The 14,425-nt window shown below is 70.0% G+C and carries 13 protein-coding genes; all 13 read left to right on the top strand.

Annotated elements, in window-relative coordinates; all coding sequences use genetic code 11:
- The first annotated feature begins 9 nt into the window (after window positions 1-9).
- The 13 genes from H181DRAFT_RS22985 to H181DRAFT_RS23045 all read left to right on the top strand — a co-directional run bounded on the left by H181DRAFT_RS22985 (window position 10) and on the right by H181DRAFT_RS23045 (window position 14,403).
- Window positions 10-1,176 carry a fatty acid desaturase gene (locus H181DRAFT_RS22985; RefSeq protein WP_078895911.1) on the top strand — a complete coding sequence of 389 codons (1,167 nt, stop codon included), beginning with the start codon at window positions 10-12 and terminating at the stop codon, window positions 1,174-1,176.
- Complete coding sequence (locus H181DRAFT_RS22990) at window positions 1,173-2,150, top strand: proline dehydrogenase family protein (protein WP_139131750.1); 978 nt, start codon at window positions 1,173-1,175, stop codon at window positions 2,148-2,150. Before H181DRAFT_RS22985 ends, H181DRAFT_RS22990 begins: the two co-directional genes overlap by 4 nt.
- Window positions 2,151-2,250: 100 nt before the next feature.
- Window positions 2,251-3,393 (top strand): aminotransferase class V-fold PLP-dependent enzyme, encoded by a 1,143-nt coding sequence (locus tag H181DRAFT_RS22995; protein WP_052708686.1) that lies wholly within the window; start codon window positions 2,251-2,253, stop codon window positions 3,391-3,393.
- Window positions 3,390-6,449: an AMP-binding protein gene (locus tag H181DRAFT_RS23000; RefSeq protein ID WP_045866311.1), complete on the top strand. Its 3,060-nt coding sequence runs from the start codon at window positions 3,390-3,392 to the stop codon at window positions 6,447-6,449. Before H181DRAFT_RS22995 ends, H181DRAFT_RS23000 begins: the two co-directional genes overlap by 4 nt.
- On the top strand, window positions 6,446-7,648 hold the full coding sequence (locus H181DRAFT_RS23005; RefSeq protein WP_045866312.1) for a cytochrome P450: 1,203 nt from the start codon (window positions 6,446-6,448) through the stop codon (window positions 7,646-7,648). The genes H181DRAFT_RS23000 and H181DRAFT_RS23005 overlap by 4 nt, the downstream gene beginning before the upstream one ends.
- Window positions 7,645-7,833 (top strand): hypothetical protein, encoded by a 189-nt coding sequence (locus H181DRAFT_RS23010; protein WP_045866313.1) that lies wholly within the window; start codon window positions 7,645-7,647, stop codon window positions 7,831-7,833. Before H181DRAFT_RS23005 ends, H181DRAFT_RS23010 begins: the two co-directional genes overlap by 4 nt.
- Window positions 7,834-8,312: 479 nt before the next feature.
- A complete protein-coding gene (locus H181DRAFT_RS23015) occupies window positions 8,313-8,510 on the top strand; it encodes a cypemycin family RiPP (protein ID WP_139131751.1) in 198 nt (65 codons plus the stop codon).
- Between the two features lie 179 nt (window positions 8,511-8,689).
- Window positions 8,690-10,381 carry an alpha/beta fold hydrolase gene (locus tag H181DRAFT_RS23020; RefSeq protein WP_254666949.1) on the top strand — a complete coding sequence of 564 codons (1,692 nt, stop codon included), beginning with the start codon at window positions 8,690-8,692 and terminating at the stop codon, window positions 10,379-10,381.
- A complete protein-coding gene (locus H181DRAFT_RS23025; RefSeq protein ID WP_045866316.1) occupies window positions 10,371-10,934 on the top strand; it encodes a DUF5819 family protein in 564 nt (187 codons plus the stop codon). The genes H181DRAFT_RS23020 and H181DRAFT_RS23025 overlap by 11 nt, the downstream gene beginning before the upstream one ends.
- Window positions 10,931-11,503 (top strand): CypD family RiPP peptide-cysteine decarboxylase, encoded by a 573-nt coding sequence (locus H181DRAFT_RS23030; protein WP_045866317.1) that lies wholly within the window; start codon window positions 10,931-10,933, stop codon window positions 11,501-11,503. Before H181DRAFT_RS23025 ends, H181DRAFT_RS23030 begins: the two co-directional genes overlap by 4 nt.
- A complete protein-coding gene (locus H181DRAFT_RS23035) occupies window positions 11,496-12,233 on the top strand; it encodes a class I SAM-dependent methyltransferase (RefSeq protein WP_045866318.1) in 738 nt (245 codons plus the stop codon). Before H181DRAFT_RS23030 ends, H181DRAFT_RS23035 begins: the two co-directional genes overlap by 8 nt.
- Window positions 12,230-12,862: an ABC transporter ATP-binding protein gene (locus H181DRAFT_RS23040; RefSeq protein ID WP_045866319.1), complete on the top strand. Its 633-nt coding sequence runs from the start codon at window positions 12,230-12,232 to the stop codon at window positions 12,860-12,862. The genes H181DRAFT_RS23035 and H181DRAFT_RS23040 overlap by 4 nt, the downstream gene beginning before the upstream one ends.
- Entirely contained in the window at window positions 12,859-14,403 is a 1,545-nt protein-coding gene (locus H181DRAFT_RS23045) for a hypothetical protein (RefSeq protein ID WP_045866320.1), read from the top strand. The genes H181DRAFT_RS23040 and H181DRAFT_RS23045 overlap by 4 nt, the downstream gene beginning before the upstream one ends.
- Window positions 14,404-14,425 lie beyond the last annotated feature (22 nt).

Genomic DNA, 14,425 nt, shown 5'->3' on the forward strand with positions numbered 1-14,425 from the left:
GGCATCCTCATGTCCGCATTCGAGCAACTGGACTTCGACCGGCTCGCTCCCGGCATCCGCAGACGTCTCAGAGACCTCCGCACCCTGGACAACCACCACGCCCCGCTGGCGATCCTGTTCGAGTACGCGCTCGTCGCCGCGTCCGTGGCACTGTGCGTGGGCGTCTCCTACTGGTTCTATCCGGTGGCGCTGGTCGTCATCGGCTCCGTGCAGCGCTTCCTCGCACACTTCCTGCACGAGTCCAGCCACAAGGTCCTCGCCAGGAACAAGATCCTCAACCTGGCCGGCGGATCGGTCCTCTCCGGCTACCTGGTGTGGCACCTGTACGGGCCCTACCGCAGCTCCCACGTCGGCAACCACCACCGCAACCTGGGCAACGCGCAGAGCGACCCCGACTACGGCTTCCACATCGACTGCGGCCTGTACGACACCGAGCGCTCCGACCGGCACTTCTTCCTCAAGGAGGTCGTCGCGTCCGCGCTCGGCCTGCGCACCTTCACCTACCTCGGCTACATCGCCCGTGAACGGGTCTTCTGCGACAGCTCGCAGATCACGGTGTCGGTGCCGGTGCCGCTCCGTACCGAACAGGCCGTGTTCACCGCCCAGTGGGCCGCCGTGTTCGGTGCCTGCGCATGGTTCGGGGTCCTGCCGGAGCTGCTGCTCTTCTGGTTCGTGCCGCTGTTCACCTCCAACGTGGCCATCGGCTGGCTGGCCGAACTCTCCGAGCACTATCCGATGCCCGAAAGCGAGAACAAGCAGGTCCTGCTGACCCGCAACCGCCACGGCGTCTTCCTGGAGCGCTTCCTGATCAGCCGTCACAACGACCGGTACCACCTGGTCCACCACATGAACACCGGCATCCCGTTCTGGAAGCTGGGCCAGGCGCACAAGGTGCTCCTCGACGACCCGGCCTACGCCGCCTGGGACGGGATGTGGGCCGGCGCCTTCACCCGGCCGCGTGGGCGGCGCGACAAGGAGACGGTGATCAGCTACGCCGCCAAGTACCGGACCTGGCGGCAGCTGGGCGGCGATCCGTCCGCCGTCGGCCCCACCTTCGCCCAGCTGATGATCCTCGCCGCGGAGGCGGGCAGGCCGGCGGACCCCGCCGACTCCCTCCTCACCAGCACGGAGCGGCTCTCCCACGACGACGAGAAAGCGAAGGTCCCCTCCTCATGAAGCCGACGATGTCCCAGCGCGCCCTGCACGAGGCCGCCGGCCAGGGGCTGCGTCTCCTCGCCGCCGACGAACGCTGCCGTACCGCGTTCACCACCCCCGGGTCGGTCCTTCAGGACGTGCTCTCGCCTGCCGCCCGCCGCTACGTGCTGGCGCCCGGGCGGGACGAGTTCCTCGACCACCTGGACGTCCTGCGGGGCAAGGCGTACAGGATCGCCGTGGAGTTCGTCGGCGAGGAGAACTCCGACCCCGCCGAGATCGACCGGGTCGTCGACGAGTACCTCACCGTCCTCGTCCACGAACCGGTCCCCGAGCAACTCGGCTTCGACCTGTCCAACGTGGGGCTCACCGTCTCCCGCGACCTCGCCACGAAGAACACCGCGCGGATCACCGAGGCGGCCGCGGCCCGCGGCTCCGACGTCGTCCTCAGCATGGAACGGGCGCACGCCGTCGACGATGTCCTCGGCACCTACCGCGACCTCGCGGACCCGCACCCCAACCTCGGGATAACCCTCCAGGCGTACCTGCACCGCACACCGGCCGACATCGGCACGATCCCGGTCGACGGCCGCAAGATCCGCCTGGTCAAGGGCGCCTTCACGGTGCCCCCGGAGATCGCCCTCAGCCGCGGCCCGGCCCTCGACGAGCGCTATCTGAGCCTCGCCGCCCTGCTGCTGGACCGCGGCGCCCGGCTCAGCCTGGCCACCCAGGACGGCACCGTCCTCGCCGCCGCCAGGGCGAGCGGCCTGCTCGACCGCGTCGAGGAGGTCGAGATGCTGCACGGCGTGCGCCCCGGTCTGCTGCGCACCTACCGGGAGGCCGGCTTCCCGTGCCGGATCTACGCCACGTACGGCGAGAACTGGTGGCTGCACCTGCTGCACCGGCTGGCCGAGCACCCCCCGATGGTGCTGACCGCGCTCGCCGACATCGCAGAGCGCCACGAGGACGACGGTCACAGCGTCGGCGCGGGCTACTAGGGCCGGCGACCTCGACCTCGGCACGACCACACACAGTTCAGCAGAGCACAGCAGTGCATCGGCACACGACGACAGCGGGTGGAAAAGGATGGGAAACACGATGGCCGGCCGGCTGATACACCTCAACACGGCGGGGGCCGGGCGCGTACCCCGAGAGGTGCGCCGCACCATGGCCGACGTCCTCGACCAGGAGGCGGCCACGGGCTGCTACGAGACGGAGGGCCACCTCGACGGGATCGTCAACGACGAGATGTACCGCCGGCTGGCCCGCGTGCTCGGAGCATCCGTCGAAGACGTGGCCGTGTTCGACAGCGCGACCCGCGCCTGGTGCTCCGTGGTGCCCCGGCTCGGACTCGGTCCGGGCGACCGGGTGTGGGTCACGCCCTACGAGTACGCGGGCAACCTCATCCCGCTGTTCAACCTGCGCGACCGCACCGGCTGCAGGATCGAAGTCGTCCCCACCCTGCCGGACGGCGACCTCGATCTGGACTGGATGGCGGCCCACATCGCCGACGACGTCGCCCTCGTATCGGTGACGCACATCCCGTCCGGATGCGGCATCGTCAACCCGGTCGAGGAGATCGGGCGCCTCCTCGCCCCGTACCGCTGCTTCTACGCGGTCGACGCCTGCCAGTCCGTCGGGCAGATCCCCGTCGACGTGGCGCGCATCGGCTGCCAGTTGCTCACCGGCGCCGGGCGGAAGTTCCTGCGCGGCCCGCGCGGCACCGCCTTCGCCTACGTCGCCCCCGAGCTGCGCACCGCGCTGGCCACCGACTTCCACGACCTGCACGTGGCACGGATCGACTCCGCCACCGGCTACCGCGTCCACGACGGCAGCGCCCGCTCCCTGGAGCTCGCCGAGCGCTCCACCGCCGCCATGGCCGGCTTCAACACGGCCCTCACCCTCTTCGAGGAGGGCACGCCCTTCGACAACAAGGAGGTGTTCGAGGCGCTGCGCGCCACCCTGGCGGGAGTCCCGGACGTCGACCTCGTCGCCCCCGGCACGCAGCAGTCCGGAATCCTCTCCTTCCGGCACCCCGCCGTCCCCGCCGGGACGATCGTGGCCCGCCTCGCCGAACAGCGCATCAACGCGTGGAAGATCGTCGGCCACCACACCCCGCTGTACATGGCGGAGCGGGGAGTGGACACGGCGGTACGCGTCTCGACGCACTACTACAACACCGTCGACGAGATCGACCGGTTCGGCGGTGCCCTGCGCGAGATCCTCCGGGAGCGGGCATGAGCACCGCCTCCGAGGAAGCGCTGCACACCACCGTCAGCCGCTGGGCCGCGGCCCGCCCGGACGCCACCGCCGTGGTGCACGGCGCTCGCACGACGAGCTACGCGGAGCTCGACCGGACCGCCGACGCCTGGGCCGCCGAGCTGACCTCGCGGGGCGTCGGCCGCGGCGACCTGGTTCCCGTCCTCCTGCCGCGCGGCACCGAGCTGGTGGCCGCGGTGCTCGCCGTGCTGAAGTGCGGCGCCGCGTACGCCCTGCTCGACCCGGCGTGGCCCGATCGGCGGATCCAGGAGGTCACGGGGCAGCTGTCGGCCCGGCTGATCGTCACCGACGCCCCGGGTGCCCGGCACGCGGGGCTGCCGGCCTGGTCGCCCGCCGCGTGCGGGGGCACCGGGGAACCGGCCGGGTTCCGGCCCGCCGGGGTCGGTGCCGACGCGCCCGCCTGCGTGTTCTTCACCTCGGGAACCACCGGGCGCCCCAAGGGAGTTCTCACGCCCCACCGCGCCACCGCGCGCCTGGTGCGCCCCGGCACCTTCGCACGGTTCGCCCCGTCCACCGTGATCCCGCTGGCGGCCGCGCTGCCCTGGGACGCCTTCTCGCTGGAGCTGTGGGGCGCGCTGCTCGGCGGTGGGACCTGCCTCGTCGTCGACGAGCCCTACCTGTCGGCGCAGGGGCTGCGCGAGGCGGTCGCCGTCCACGGCGCCGACACGGTCTGGCTGACCAGCAGCCTGCTCAACATGATCGTGGACGAGGACCCGGACGCCTTCCGCGGCCTGCGGCAGGTGATGACCGGCGGTGAGCGATTGTCCGTCCCGCACGTCCGCGCCTTCCTGCGACGCCACCCCGGCATCGCCCTCGTCAACGGCTACGGGCCCGTGGAGAGCACGGTCTTCGCCACCACGCACCGCGTCACCGAGCCCGACTGCGACCTGCCCGGCGGCATCCCCGTCGGCCGGCCGGTCCCCGGCACCGAAGTCCACCTCGTCGACGGCGAGATCTGTGTGGCGGGCGACGGGCTCGCGCTGCGCTACCTCGGCGAACCGGCCCTCACCGAGGCCGCTTTCCCCCGCATCACGGTGGGCGGCCGGGAGGTGCGGGTCTATCGCACCGGCGACCTCGGAGAGCTGGACGAGGACGGCGTCCTGCACTACCGCGGCCGCGCCGACCGGCAGGTCAAGATCCGGGGCCACCGGATCGAACCGGCCGAGGTGGAGCGGCAGATCGAGGCGCTGCTGCCAGATGTCCGCGCCTGCCGGGTCGTTGCCACCCGGGACGCGGGCGGCAACGCGACCGGTCTGCTGGCCTTCTGCGTGCCCGCCGTGCCGGGCGAGTCGCCGCACGGGGCCGAGGAGAAGCTGCGGACGGAGCTGGTGCACTACCAGCGGCCCGACGCCGTGGTCGCCGTCCCCGCCTTTCCCGTCACGCCCAACGGAAAGCTGGACGAGCAGGCCCTGCTGGACCTGGCGCCGCCCGCCGTCCCGACCGCCGCGGCAGCCCCGGAGGCTCTCCTGTCCCCGGCCGGTGAGACGGACGAGCCGCTCGTCGAGCTGGCCGCGGCCGTCTTCGCGGCAGTGCTCGGCGTAGCGTCCGTACCGTCCGGCACCGCTTTCACCGATCTCGGCGGCACCTCGCTGGGTGCCGGCCGGGTGTGTGCCCGGCTCGCGGCGGAACTGGGACGCCCGGTGCCCCTCTCACGGCTCTACGAGCACCCCACCGCCCGCGCCCTGGGCCAGTGGCTGGCGCTCACGGGCGGCACCCCGACCCCGGCCGCCGCCGAAGGCGGCGACGTACCGCTCAGCCCCATGCAGGCCGGCTACCTGACCAGCCATCTCCTCAGGCCCGAAGACCGCTCGGCCCACTGTCTGCTGCTGTTCCGCATCGACGGCGAACTCGACCTGGACGCCCTGGACGCCGCCGTCGAGGCCGTGCACGAGCGCCACGAAGTGCTGAGGACGGCCTACCGCGCCGCGCCGAGGCCCCTGGCCCGTCCGGCCGGACTCCCCGCACCGGTCCTGGAGATCATGGACACCGCGCCCGACGCGGACACCGCCGTCGAGGAGCTGTCCGAGAGCCTCGGCGCCCCCCTGGAACTCGCCGACGGCGAGGTGTGGCGTACCGCGCTGGTCCCCCTGGACTCGGGCAGCTCCTGGATCTTCGGCTGCGTGGTGCACCACATCGCCTTCGACGGCTGGTCGGAGTCGGTGCTGGCCGCGCACCTCGCCGAGGCGTACGACGCGGCGGCCGGCGGCACTCCCCCGGCGGTGCCGTTCACCGCGCCCACCGCCGCCGAGACCGCCCGGCTGCGCCGCGACCGGCTCGCCCACGCCGATCCGGCAGCGCAGCGGGCCGCGCTGGAGGCCGAACTCACCGGCGTACCCGAGCTGGTGTGGCCCGCGGCGCCCTGCCCCGCGGACGTCGGCCGGCGCCCGCAACGCATCGAGCGGGTCCTCGACGCGGACGCCGCCGCCCGTGTGGACGCGGCCGCCGCCGGTGCGGGCACCACCCGCTACGCCGTCCTGCTGGCCTGCTACGGGCAGGTCCTGGCGGAGGTGACGGGCGGACGGGACTTCGCCGTCGGCACGCCGGTCGCGCAGCGTTCCGACAGCAGGCTCGACGAAGCCGTCGGCTGTCACATCGAGATGGCGTGCCTCCGGCTGCGCGGGGACGTCCTCGACGGCGGCCCGGACTCCTTCGCCGCGGCCGCCCGGATCGTCGACCGCGCCTTCCGCGCCCAGGACGTGGCCTTCCACGACCTCGTACGCCTCCTCAACCCGCCCCGCACCGGGCGGCCGCCCGTCTTCCAGACGCTCCTCGTCCTCCAGGACAACGCGCTCCCGCAGCTCCCGCTGACCGGGCTGACCACCACACACCTGCGCCCGCCGTACCTGGACATCCCTCTCGAGGTCCAGACCGAGTTCTGGCCGCTGCCCTGCGGCCGGCTGCGACTCGCCGTCAACTACCGGACGGACGCCGTCCGGAGCACCACCGCCCACGAACTCACCAAGCGGCTCGCCGACCTCGTCCACACCCTGCCGCTGCCCGAAGGAGAACCGTCATGAGCACGCTCGCCCCGGAGACCGTCGGCCTCGCCGACCTTCTCGACCCCGAGCTGTACGCGACCGGGGATCCGTACCCCACCTGGCGCTGGATGCGCGACCACGACCCGGTGCACCGTCACGAGGCCACCGAGTACCCGGCGTTCTGGTCGGTCACCCGGTACGACGACATCCGCGGCGTCTACAACGACGCACGCGTCTTCAGCTCGGCCGAGGGCATCCTGCTGCGCCCCCTCGTCCACGGCGACGACCCCGGCGGCGGCCGCACGCTCGCCCTCACCGATCCGCCGCGGCACAAGGCGCTGCGCTCGCTGGTCGCGGAATGGTTCACCACGCGTTCGGTGCGCGCGCTGGAGGAGGCGATGCGCGGTGCGGTGCGGCAGGTCGTGGCCCGGGCCACCGCGCTCGGCGAGTGCGACTTCCTCACCGACGTCGCGGCGCGCCTGCCTCTCTACGTCATCTGCCGGCTCATGGGCGTGCCCGAGCACGAGCAGGAGATGCTCTTCACGCTCACCAGCAAGGCGTTCGGCGCGGGCGACCCGGAGGTCCGCAGCGTCGCGCACCAGGAGATCATGGCGTACTTCGTCGAGCTGATGTACCGGCGGATGGACCGGCCCGAGGACGACCTGGTGAGCGCGCTCGTCAACGGTGAGGTCGACGGGGAACTCCTCGACGAGCAGGACATCCTCCTCAACTGCGACAACCTCCTCGTCGGCGGCACCGAGAACATCCGCCTCGCGGTGTCCGGCGGCATGGCGGCGTTCCTGGACCACCCGGCCGACTGGGAGCGGCTGCGCGCAGACCGGAGCCTGATGCCCACGGCGGTGGAGGAGGTCCTGCGCTGGACCTCCAGCGCCACCCACATCATGCGCACGGTCACCGAGCCCGTGACGCTGCACGGCCGCACGCTGGAGGCAGGCGACCGGGTCGTGCTGTGGACGCCCTCGGCGAACCGGGACGAGCGCCACTTCACCGACCCCGACGACTTCGACATCGCCCGCCGCCCCAACCGCCACATGGCGCTGGGCGCCGGCGAGCACTTCTGCCTGGGGGCGATGATGACCCGGACCGAGATGAGGATCCTGTTCGGTGAACTGCTCGACTCGGTACGGCACATCGAGAGGACCGGGCCTGCCGTGCCGCTGCGCTCCATCGTGGTCAACGGGCTGGAGAGCCTTCCCGTGAGGATGACCGCGCTGTGAACCTCTACGCCCTGATGCGGCTGGCCGCCCCTCCCGCCCAGGCCGCCCGTCCGGCGAGGAAGCGCACCGGCGCGGCGACCGCGAGGACGAAGGCATGGTCCTTCGGCCGGCGCGCCGGACCCGGCACCGCGGCCGAGCCCGCGCCGGGCACCGGGGCCGGGACGGAATCGTCGGACGCCGCCTGACAGTTCGGGGGTCGTTGCCGCTCCCCCGTCCTCGAACACGGCACCCCGGAACGGCCTCCGGCGCGGGCGACCGGGAAGGTATGCAAACCTCTCGGACGGAATAACTCGCAGAAACCTCGCAAAATAAATTCCGTTGCATGCCCCACGAATATCGGGTAACTCCTCGGCCGAAAGAACAATGACGAAAGGGCGGACCCTCTGAAGCACGGAGAGGGGAGGCCGTCAGCCCTTCCATCCGGAGCGCGGCATTCCCCTCGCGCTTTCGCCAACACGCAGCCTCACAACGGAACTTCATGCTCCGGAAAAAGGTTCAGTCGAACGTTGACGTTCTCTCGCTCCGCTGGTTACTCTGCTTCCGCAATGTGAGTTGCCGACATTGCAAGGCACGTTCAATTCAGAGCGAGCGACGGGGGAGGGGCAACATGAGGTGTCCACAGAGACCCTTTCGCTCGGCATGAGCAACGAGAAAGGGTAGCGAAATGCGAGTTAACGTGATGACGGATCCGGACACCGTCAGTCCGGAGTCGGTTGCGACGCAGGAATTCGCCAACAGCGTCCTCGCCGGAGCAGCACCGGGATTCTACTCGGACTCCGACGTTCCTGCGATGGCCACCCCGGCCACACCGACCGCGGCGCAGTTCGTCGTCCAGGGCAGCACGATCTGCCTGGTCTGCTGACGAAGGATGATCCGCGTGCCGGAGAAGCCTGGGAAAAGAATGCTTCTCCGGCACGCGTCCTTTGTTCGCTCTGACGACGGCGCGCAAGTCCGAGACGGAAAGCGAAGAACTTGGTGAGACGGCAACGGCGACGGAAGGGCGCTCCGAGTGCGACCGCCGCTCAGAATGCGGCTGATCGCGTGTTCCTCCCGATCGCTATCGGGCAGATTCTTGCGTCTGCGGAGACCCTCAGCCTCAAAGAGGTCTTCGATGACGACGGATATCTTCGGGGGGTATCGGCTCAGCAGTACCCGCCGGGAAGTCTGCGGCACCGGCTCGGCCGCGTACTCGACCACCGGCGCACACCCAAGGTACTCGCCGGCGTCACGCTTGCCGCCTCGGCGGGGCTGGCGATGGCGCGCGGCAACCGCAAGGCACAGATCGCCGCGGCGGCAGTCATCGGCACGTGCAACCGGTTGAGCGAGATCCGCACACCGTACGGTCGGGACGGCGCGGACCAGATGACTGCGGTGATCACGCAGTATCGCGCCCTCACCGCGCTGATACCCGACGAGCAGGTGTCCGACGACCTCTTCCTGCGCGCGGTCAACTTTCAGGCCGGACTCAGTTACGCCGTCTCCGGGATCTCCAAGGCCTTCGGCAGCAGCTGGCTCCAAGGGGATGCGCTGCCGGAAGTCCTGCAGACGGAAGCCTATGGCAGTGGCCCGGCCGCGGAACTGCTGCGCAGGCATCCGAGACTCTGCAGGGCGCTGACCATCGGCACCGTCGCGTGGGAGACGGCCTTCCCGCTCGTCTACGTGCTGCCGCGCAAGCAGGCGTCCTACGCACTGTCCGCGGTCAAGTCGTTCCATCTCGGCGTGGCGGCGACGATGGAACTGCCGCGGTTCGTCTGGGGATTCGTCGGCTCCCACGGAGCGGTCGGCTATGCGCTGGACACCCGGGGTGAACGGAGGACGTTCGAGAAGTCCGTCGCCGGAATCGCCGCAGGCGTGACCCTCGCGAGTGCGCTGATCGCGCGCGAGAAGCGTCAGATCGCTGAGCAGCGGCGGATCGGACCCAAGGGTGCCTCGCGGCTCCGCAGCGAGATCGGTGACGTGGAGTATGCCGTCGACCATCCTGTGGGCGGACCCGACCACTCGATGCCGGCGATCGTCCTGGAGTGCGGCTTGGGGCAGTCCCTCGAGTCGTGGGAGTGGGTCGCGGAGCGGCTGGCCGTGGACCACACGGTCATCCGATACCACCGGTCCGGATACGGCTTCACGAAGTCCCGCGCCTCCAGCGGCGACATCCTCGCCGCCGTCCTCGAAGAGGCCGGGGTCAAGGGCGACATCGCAGTCGTGACGCACTCGATCGGCTCTCTGAGTGCAGCCTCCTACGCACGCGACTCCCGTTTCGCGGGCCGCATCCGCAAGCTCGTCGTGGTAGACGGCACCGATCCGGAGCTGCTCGAGGCGGACCGTTCCGATCGCAGGCGGCTCGGCAAGTTCGTACAGGTGCAGGTGCACACGCTCTTCGCCGCCCTCACTGGGATCTATGAGTGGGCGCCGAACGCGGTGGAGCGCCAGGCGGGATACACCCCCGACACCCAGTACAGCCACGTGCAGTTCGTGTTCACGCCGAAGAACATCGTCAACTCGATCCGCGAGTACAAGAGCATCGCCACCGATGAGGCTTTGGCGGATCTTGCCGCGGTCGAATCGGTGCTCGTCGTCGCATCAGGTGAGAACGCCGAGCAGCAGTCGGTGCTGGCGAAGAAGCTGGGAGCCGGCTTCGAGCTGGTCGCCGGGTCGGCGCACCGTTCGATCATCGGGAACAAGAATCACGCCGAGAAGGTCGAAGGCGCGATCAGAAGGTTCATACATGCTGAGTGACCGGATCCGGAGTGCAGCAGGCACATTCGCCGTCGGGGCGCTGGCCGCGCACCTGGTCTCGACGGTGCTGCAGAACACGCCTGACTCCTACAACCAGGACCTCCGAAAATTCACCGGCGGCTGGCCCATACCCGGCTGGCGCTTCTTCGCTCCCAACCCGGGAGTGCAGAACGTCCACTTGCTGGTCCGGGAAGCCGTGCCCGACGACGACGGGACGACGCCGTGGCGTGACGTAACTCCGGAAGTGCCGCACGGGTGGACCCAGGTGCTGTGGAATCCCGGAAGCCGGGGACCGAAAGCACTGTTCGACGCCATGCAGCAGCTTTCCGTCATGAGTGCGAACCAAGCGGATTTCTCATGGGTCACCCAGAGCGTGCCGTATCAACTGGTGTTCGCCGCCAGCCGGGCGGTTGCGGCCGAGAACGCGAGAGCTCTCCAGTTCCTTCTCATGAACGTCTTTCCCAGTGCGCCGCCGGATCAACGGATGAAACCGATCCTCACGTCCGAGTGGATTCCCCTCGGGCCGCGCGCCGTTGAGGAAGCCGGCAGATGAACATGGAGCAATTCGAGGGCGCTGAGCTGCACCTGCACATCACCGGTTCCATCAGTGCGGCGCTTGTACCGTGGTGGATCCATCTGCTGCGGCAAGTGCAACCCGGCCTGACCGTCAACGTCTCCGTGACCCGGTCCGCCGCACGATTCGTGGCAGTTCGATCGCTGCGTCATCTGGCCAACGGTCAGGTGTGGACCGACTCCTGGGACGAAGCGGGACTTCCACCCGAGGTCAACAGCGGGGAGAGCGGGAACTCCGAGTGTTTCATCATTTTTCCCGCGACCTTGGACACCCTCATGCGTCTCTCACAGGGCAGGGCGGATTCGCCCGCCCTGCTGATGCTGCAGGTCACTACGCGTCCCATCGTGATCGCCGACACCCTCCCCGGGTCGAACGAGATTGTAGAGAGCAATTTGCGCAACCTCCGACTCCGCTCGAACATCGGATTCGCACCTCGAGTGACCGGCGTACGCGCCAGCGACCGCTCGACGGCAGAGGTGGGATTCAATTTGCCCGGTGCCATTACCCTGGCCAACGAGATGGTGGAGAAAGGTCGACCCCGTGAGTGACCCGAGTGTGTACGACGCGTCGGCCGTCGATGCCTACGACCTGATGTCGTCGATGATCTCCCCCGGTTCCGGGCTCGTTTCGTGGGTCTCCTCGCACCAGCCGCTGGACGGCCGGTCCGTCCTCGACCTGGGAGCGGGAACGGGCGTCTCGTCGTTCGCGCTCGCCGACGCCGGAGCCGAGGTCGTGGCGGTCGACGCCTCCCGACCGTCGCTGGACCTGCTCGAGAGCAAACGCGGTGACCGTGAGATCGACGTGGTCGAAGCCGACTTCCGGAATCTCAAGCTCGATTCCGAGTTCGACGCCGTCGTCCTGTCGCGGAACACGTTCTTCCTCGCCCAGAGCCACGACGAGAAGATCGATCTGCTCAGCGTGATCGCACGGCACTTGAAGCCCGGGGGTTCGGCATTCCTCGACTGCACCGACCCCGCCGAATACCTGCGGAACGGCGGGGACGCGACGTCAGTGACCTACCCGCTGGGCCGGGACCGGATGGTGACGATTACTCAGACGGCGGATCGCGCCTCCCAGGCCGTCATGAGCATCTTCCTGCTCCAGAGTGCGACGACCCTGACGGCGTTTCACGAGGCCGCCACCTGGGCAACGCTGCCGGAGATACGGCTCATGGCGGGGATGTCCGGCTTGGAGGTGACGAACGTCAACGGTTCGTACGCGGGCGAGGAGTACGACTCGCGCTCTCGGGAAATGCTCGTCGTTCTGGAGCGAAAGTGACCGGAGTTCCTGCAATCGCCGCGGACCGCGCGACGGTCACGATGAGCGAGACCACGTTGCTCGCCCCCACGACCTTCGAGGTGATGCCCGGCGAGCTGTGGAGCGTCACCGGCAGCAACGGTTCGGGGAAGACCACGCTCCTCCGGGCCTACCTGGGCAGCCGGAGCCTGACGGACGGCTCGGTCTCGGTGATGGGCGAGCCCGCCGACATGGCGAAGCCTGCCCACCGGCGCATGGTGGCCTCACTTGTCGAACCGATCCCCGTGGCAAGGGACATGACCTTGCGGGAGCAGGTGACGTTGGTCGCCGCCTCCTGGTACGGCAACGCCTCCGCGTCCTCCGAGCACGCCGAGCAGGTCGTCGAGCGTCTGGGACTGACCGCGCTGGGTGAGCGGTTTCCCCATCAGGTCTCGTCCGGGCAGCTTCAACTCTTCAGCCTCGCGCTGACGTTCGTGCGTCCGGCCGCCGTCGTCCTGCTCGACGAGCCCGAGCGGCACCTCGACAGTCACCGCGTCGGCCTGGTGGCCACGCTGCTCAGCGAGAGGGCCGGGGAGGGCACAGCGTTCCTGATCGCCACCCACGAGCCCACTCTGGTGGAAGCGTGCGACGGCCGCGTGGAGCTGCGATGACCACACGCAGCATCGCCGCGCCGGAAGCCGACGCCAAGAGCCGCGTCCACGCCGTGTGGCACCAGTACGCCCGCAGGGGCGACCGCTCCACCGTGCGAGGCCGCGCATACACCGTCTACCTCGTCGCGCTGTTCGCTCTCATCTACCTGGTGCCGGTCGTCTACACCGCCAGTACGTCGCCGGCGCTCGTTCCCGTGGACTCCCCCGCCGACGCGGTTCCCTTCGTCTGCGCGCTCGCGGCAGTTGTGTGCTGGGGCGCCCAACTCGCCGGCCGGTTCTGGGGACCGCTGGTGATCCTGCCCTTCCTCCTGCACGTGTTCACCACCACCGACATCTCCCCGGCTGCCTACCTCGGCACGATCGCCAGGCGCCGGCTCGGCTTCGCGGGTGCGGCCGTACTGCTTTCGACGTGTACGGCGGCTTACCTCACCACCGACCTCTTCCACGACGTCGGCACCGCGCTGCAGAGCCTCTCGGTCGCCGCGGGGCTCAGCGCCCTCGCCGCCACGGCCTGGCTGTGGGGCCAAGTACGGGAGATGCCGGGCAACTTGCTGCTCGCTTCCGGTGCGGGAGCCGGGGCGCTCGCCGTCACCGTGATCAGCCACACCTTCCCGCAGGGCGGGGGCGGCCTGTGGCTCGCTGCCCTCGCGCTGGTGACCACGGCCGCCGTCCTCGGGCGGGCCGGCTTCCGGTCGGTCCCCGCTGTCGATCTCGCCAGGCTGGCACGTGAATCGGCACGCGCCTCCCAGGCCCAGACCTATGCCTGGACGGGCACGCTCCACCACGCACTCGACCTCTACCGCCCCGAGCCGCGCGGCCGCACCACGGCCCTGATCCGTACCGACGGCACCCTCCGCGGCTACCTCTCGCAAGGCGCGATCCGCGCACTGCGCACACCCGGCCGCGCGACGGCCGCCGTGATGCTCCTGCTGACCGGTGGCGCCGTGCTGACGCTCGGTGCAGCCGCTCCCGAAGGCCGCCTGGCCCTGTCGTCGTGGATCGGCGGAGCGGTCTGCGTCTACCTGGGCTCCGGGTGGGTGAGCGAGACCTGGCGTGGGCTGCGCGACGAACTGACGCTGCCCCCGCTGTACGGCGAATGGTGGGGAGGGACGCTCGCCCGGACCCTCGCATGGCCCGTCCTCGCCGTCACCGTCGGCACGTTCGCGGGAGGGGTTCTCGCGATCGTCGCCTCGTGGCCGCTCCGCGACACGACTCCCGCCGGTGCGCTTCTGCTTCTCGCCGGGTCACTCACCGTGGTGCTCGGTGCCAGATTCCTGCGGGAGATGAAACTGCACCTGCCGCTCGAACTCCTCCTCCCCGTGGTCACGCCGCTCGGCGATCTCTCCGGACTCCGCGTCGTGGCCTGGCAGTTCGACGGGCTCGTCGCAGTAGTGGTCGCGATCGCCGTCATCGACGCTGTCCCGTCCGCGCTCGGTGCCGCTGCGCTCGCGACCGGCATCGCCGCCTACTACGTCTGGCTCGGACTGCGCCGGACAGGATGGGCGCACCGGGGGCTCCTCGCCCGTCTCACCCGCGTCTGAGGCCACCGGACCGGGTCCGGAC

Origin of the sequence: Streptomyces sp. WMMB 714, from assembly GCF_900090125.1 — a bacterium.
In the GTDB taxonomy this organism is placed as follows: domain Bacteria; phylum Actinomycetota; class Actinomycetes; order Streptomycetales; family Streptomycetaceae; genus Streptomyces; species Streptomyces daqingensis.

Coding starts and splice junctions, on each gene's coding strand:
- H181DRAFT_RS23000 (WP_045866311.1), top strand. CDS start 3,390: ATGAGCACCGCCTCCGAGGAAGCGCTGCACACCACCGTCAGCCGCTGG.
- H181DRAFT_RS23005 (WP_045866312.1), top strand. CDS start 6,446: ATGAGCACGCTCGCCCCGGAGACCGTCGGCCTCGCCGACCTTCTCGAC.
- H181DRAFT_RS22995 (WP_052708686.1), top strand. CDS start 2,251: ATGGCCGGCCGGCTGATACACCTCAACACGGCGGGGGCCGGGCGCGTA.
- H181DRAFT_RS23030 (WP_045866317.1), top strand. CDS start 10,931: ATGAACATGGAGCAATTCGAGGGCGCTGAGCTGCACCTGCACATCACC.
- H181DRAFT_RS22990 (WP_139131750.1), top strand. CDS start 1,173: ATGAAGCCGACGATGTCCCAGCGCGCCCTGCACGAGGCCGCCGGCCAG.
- H181DRAFT_RS22985 (WP_078895911.1), top strand. CDS start 10: ATGTCCGCATTCGAGCAACTGGACTTCGACCGGCTCGCTCCCGGCATC.
- H181DRAFT_RS23015 (WP_139131751.1), top strand. CDS start 8,313: ATGCGAGTTAACGTGATGACGGATCCGGACACCGTCAGTCCGGAGTCG.
- H181DRAFT_RS23025 (WP_045866316.1), top strand. CDS start 10,371: ATGCTGAGTGACCGGATCCGGAGTGCAGCAGGCACATTCGCCGTCGGG.
- H181DRAFT_RS23045 (WP_045866320.1), top strand. CDS start 12,859: ATGACCACACGCAGCATCGCCGCGCCGGAAGCCGACGCCAAGAGCCGC.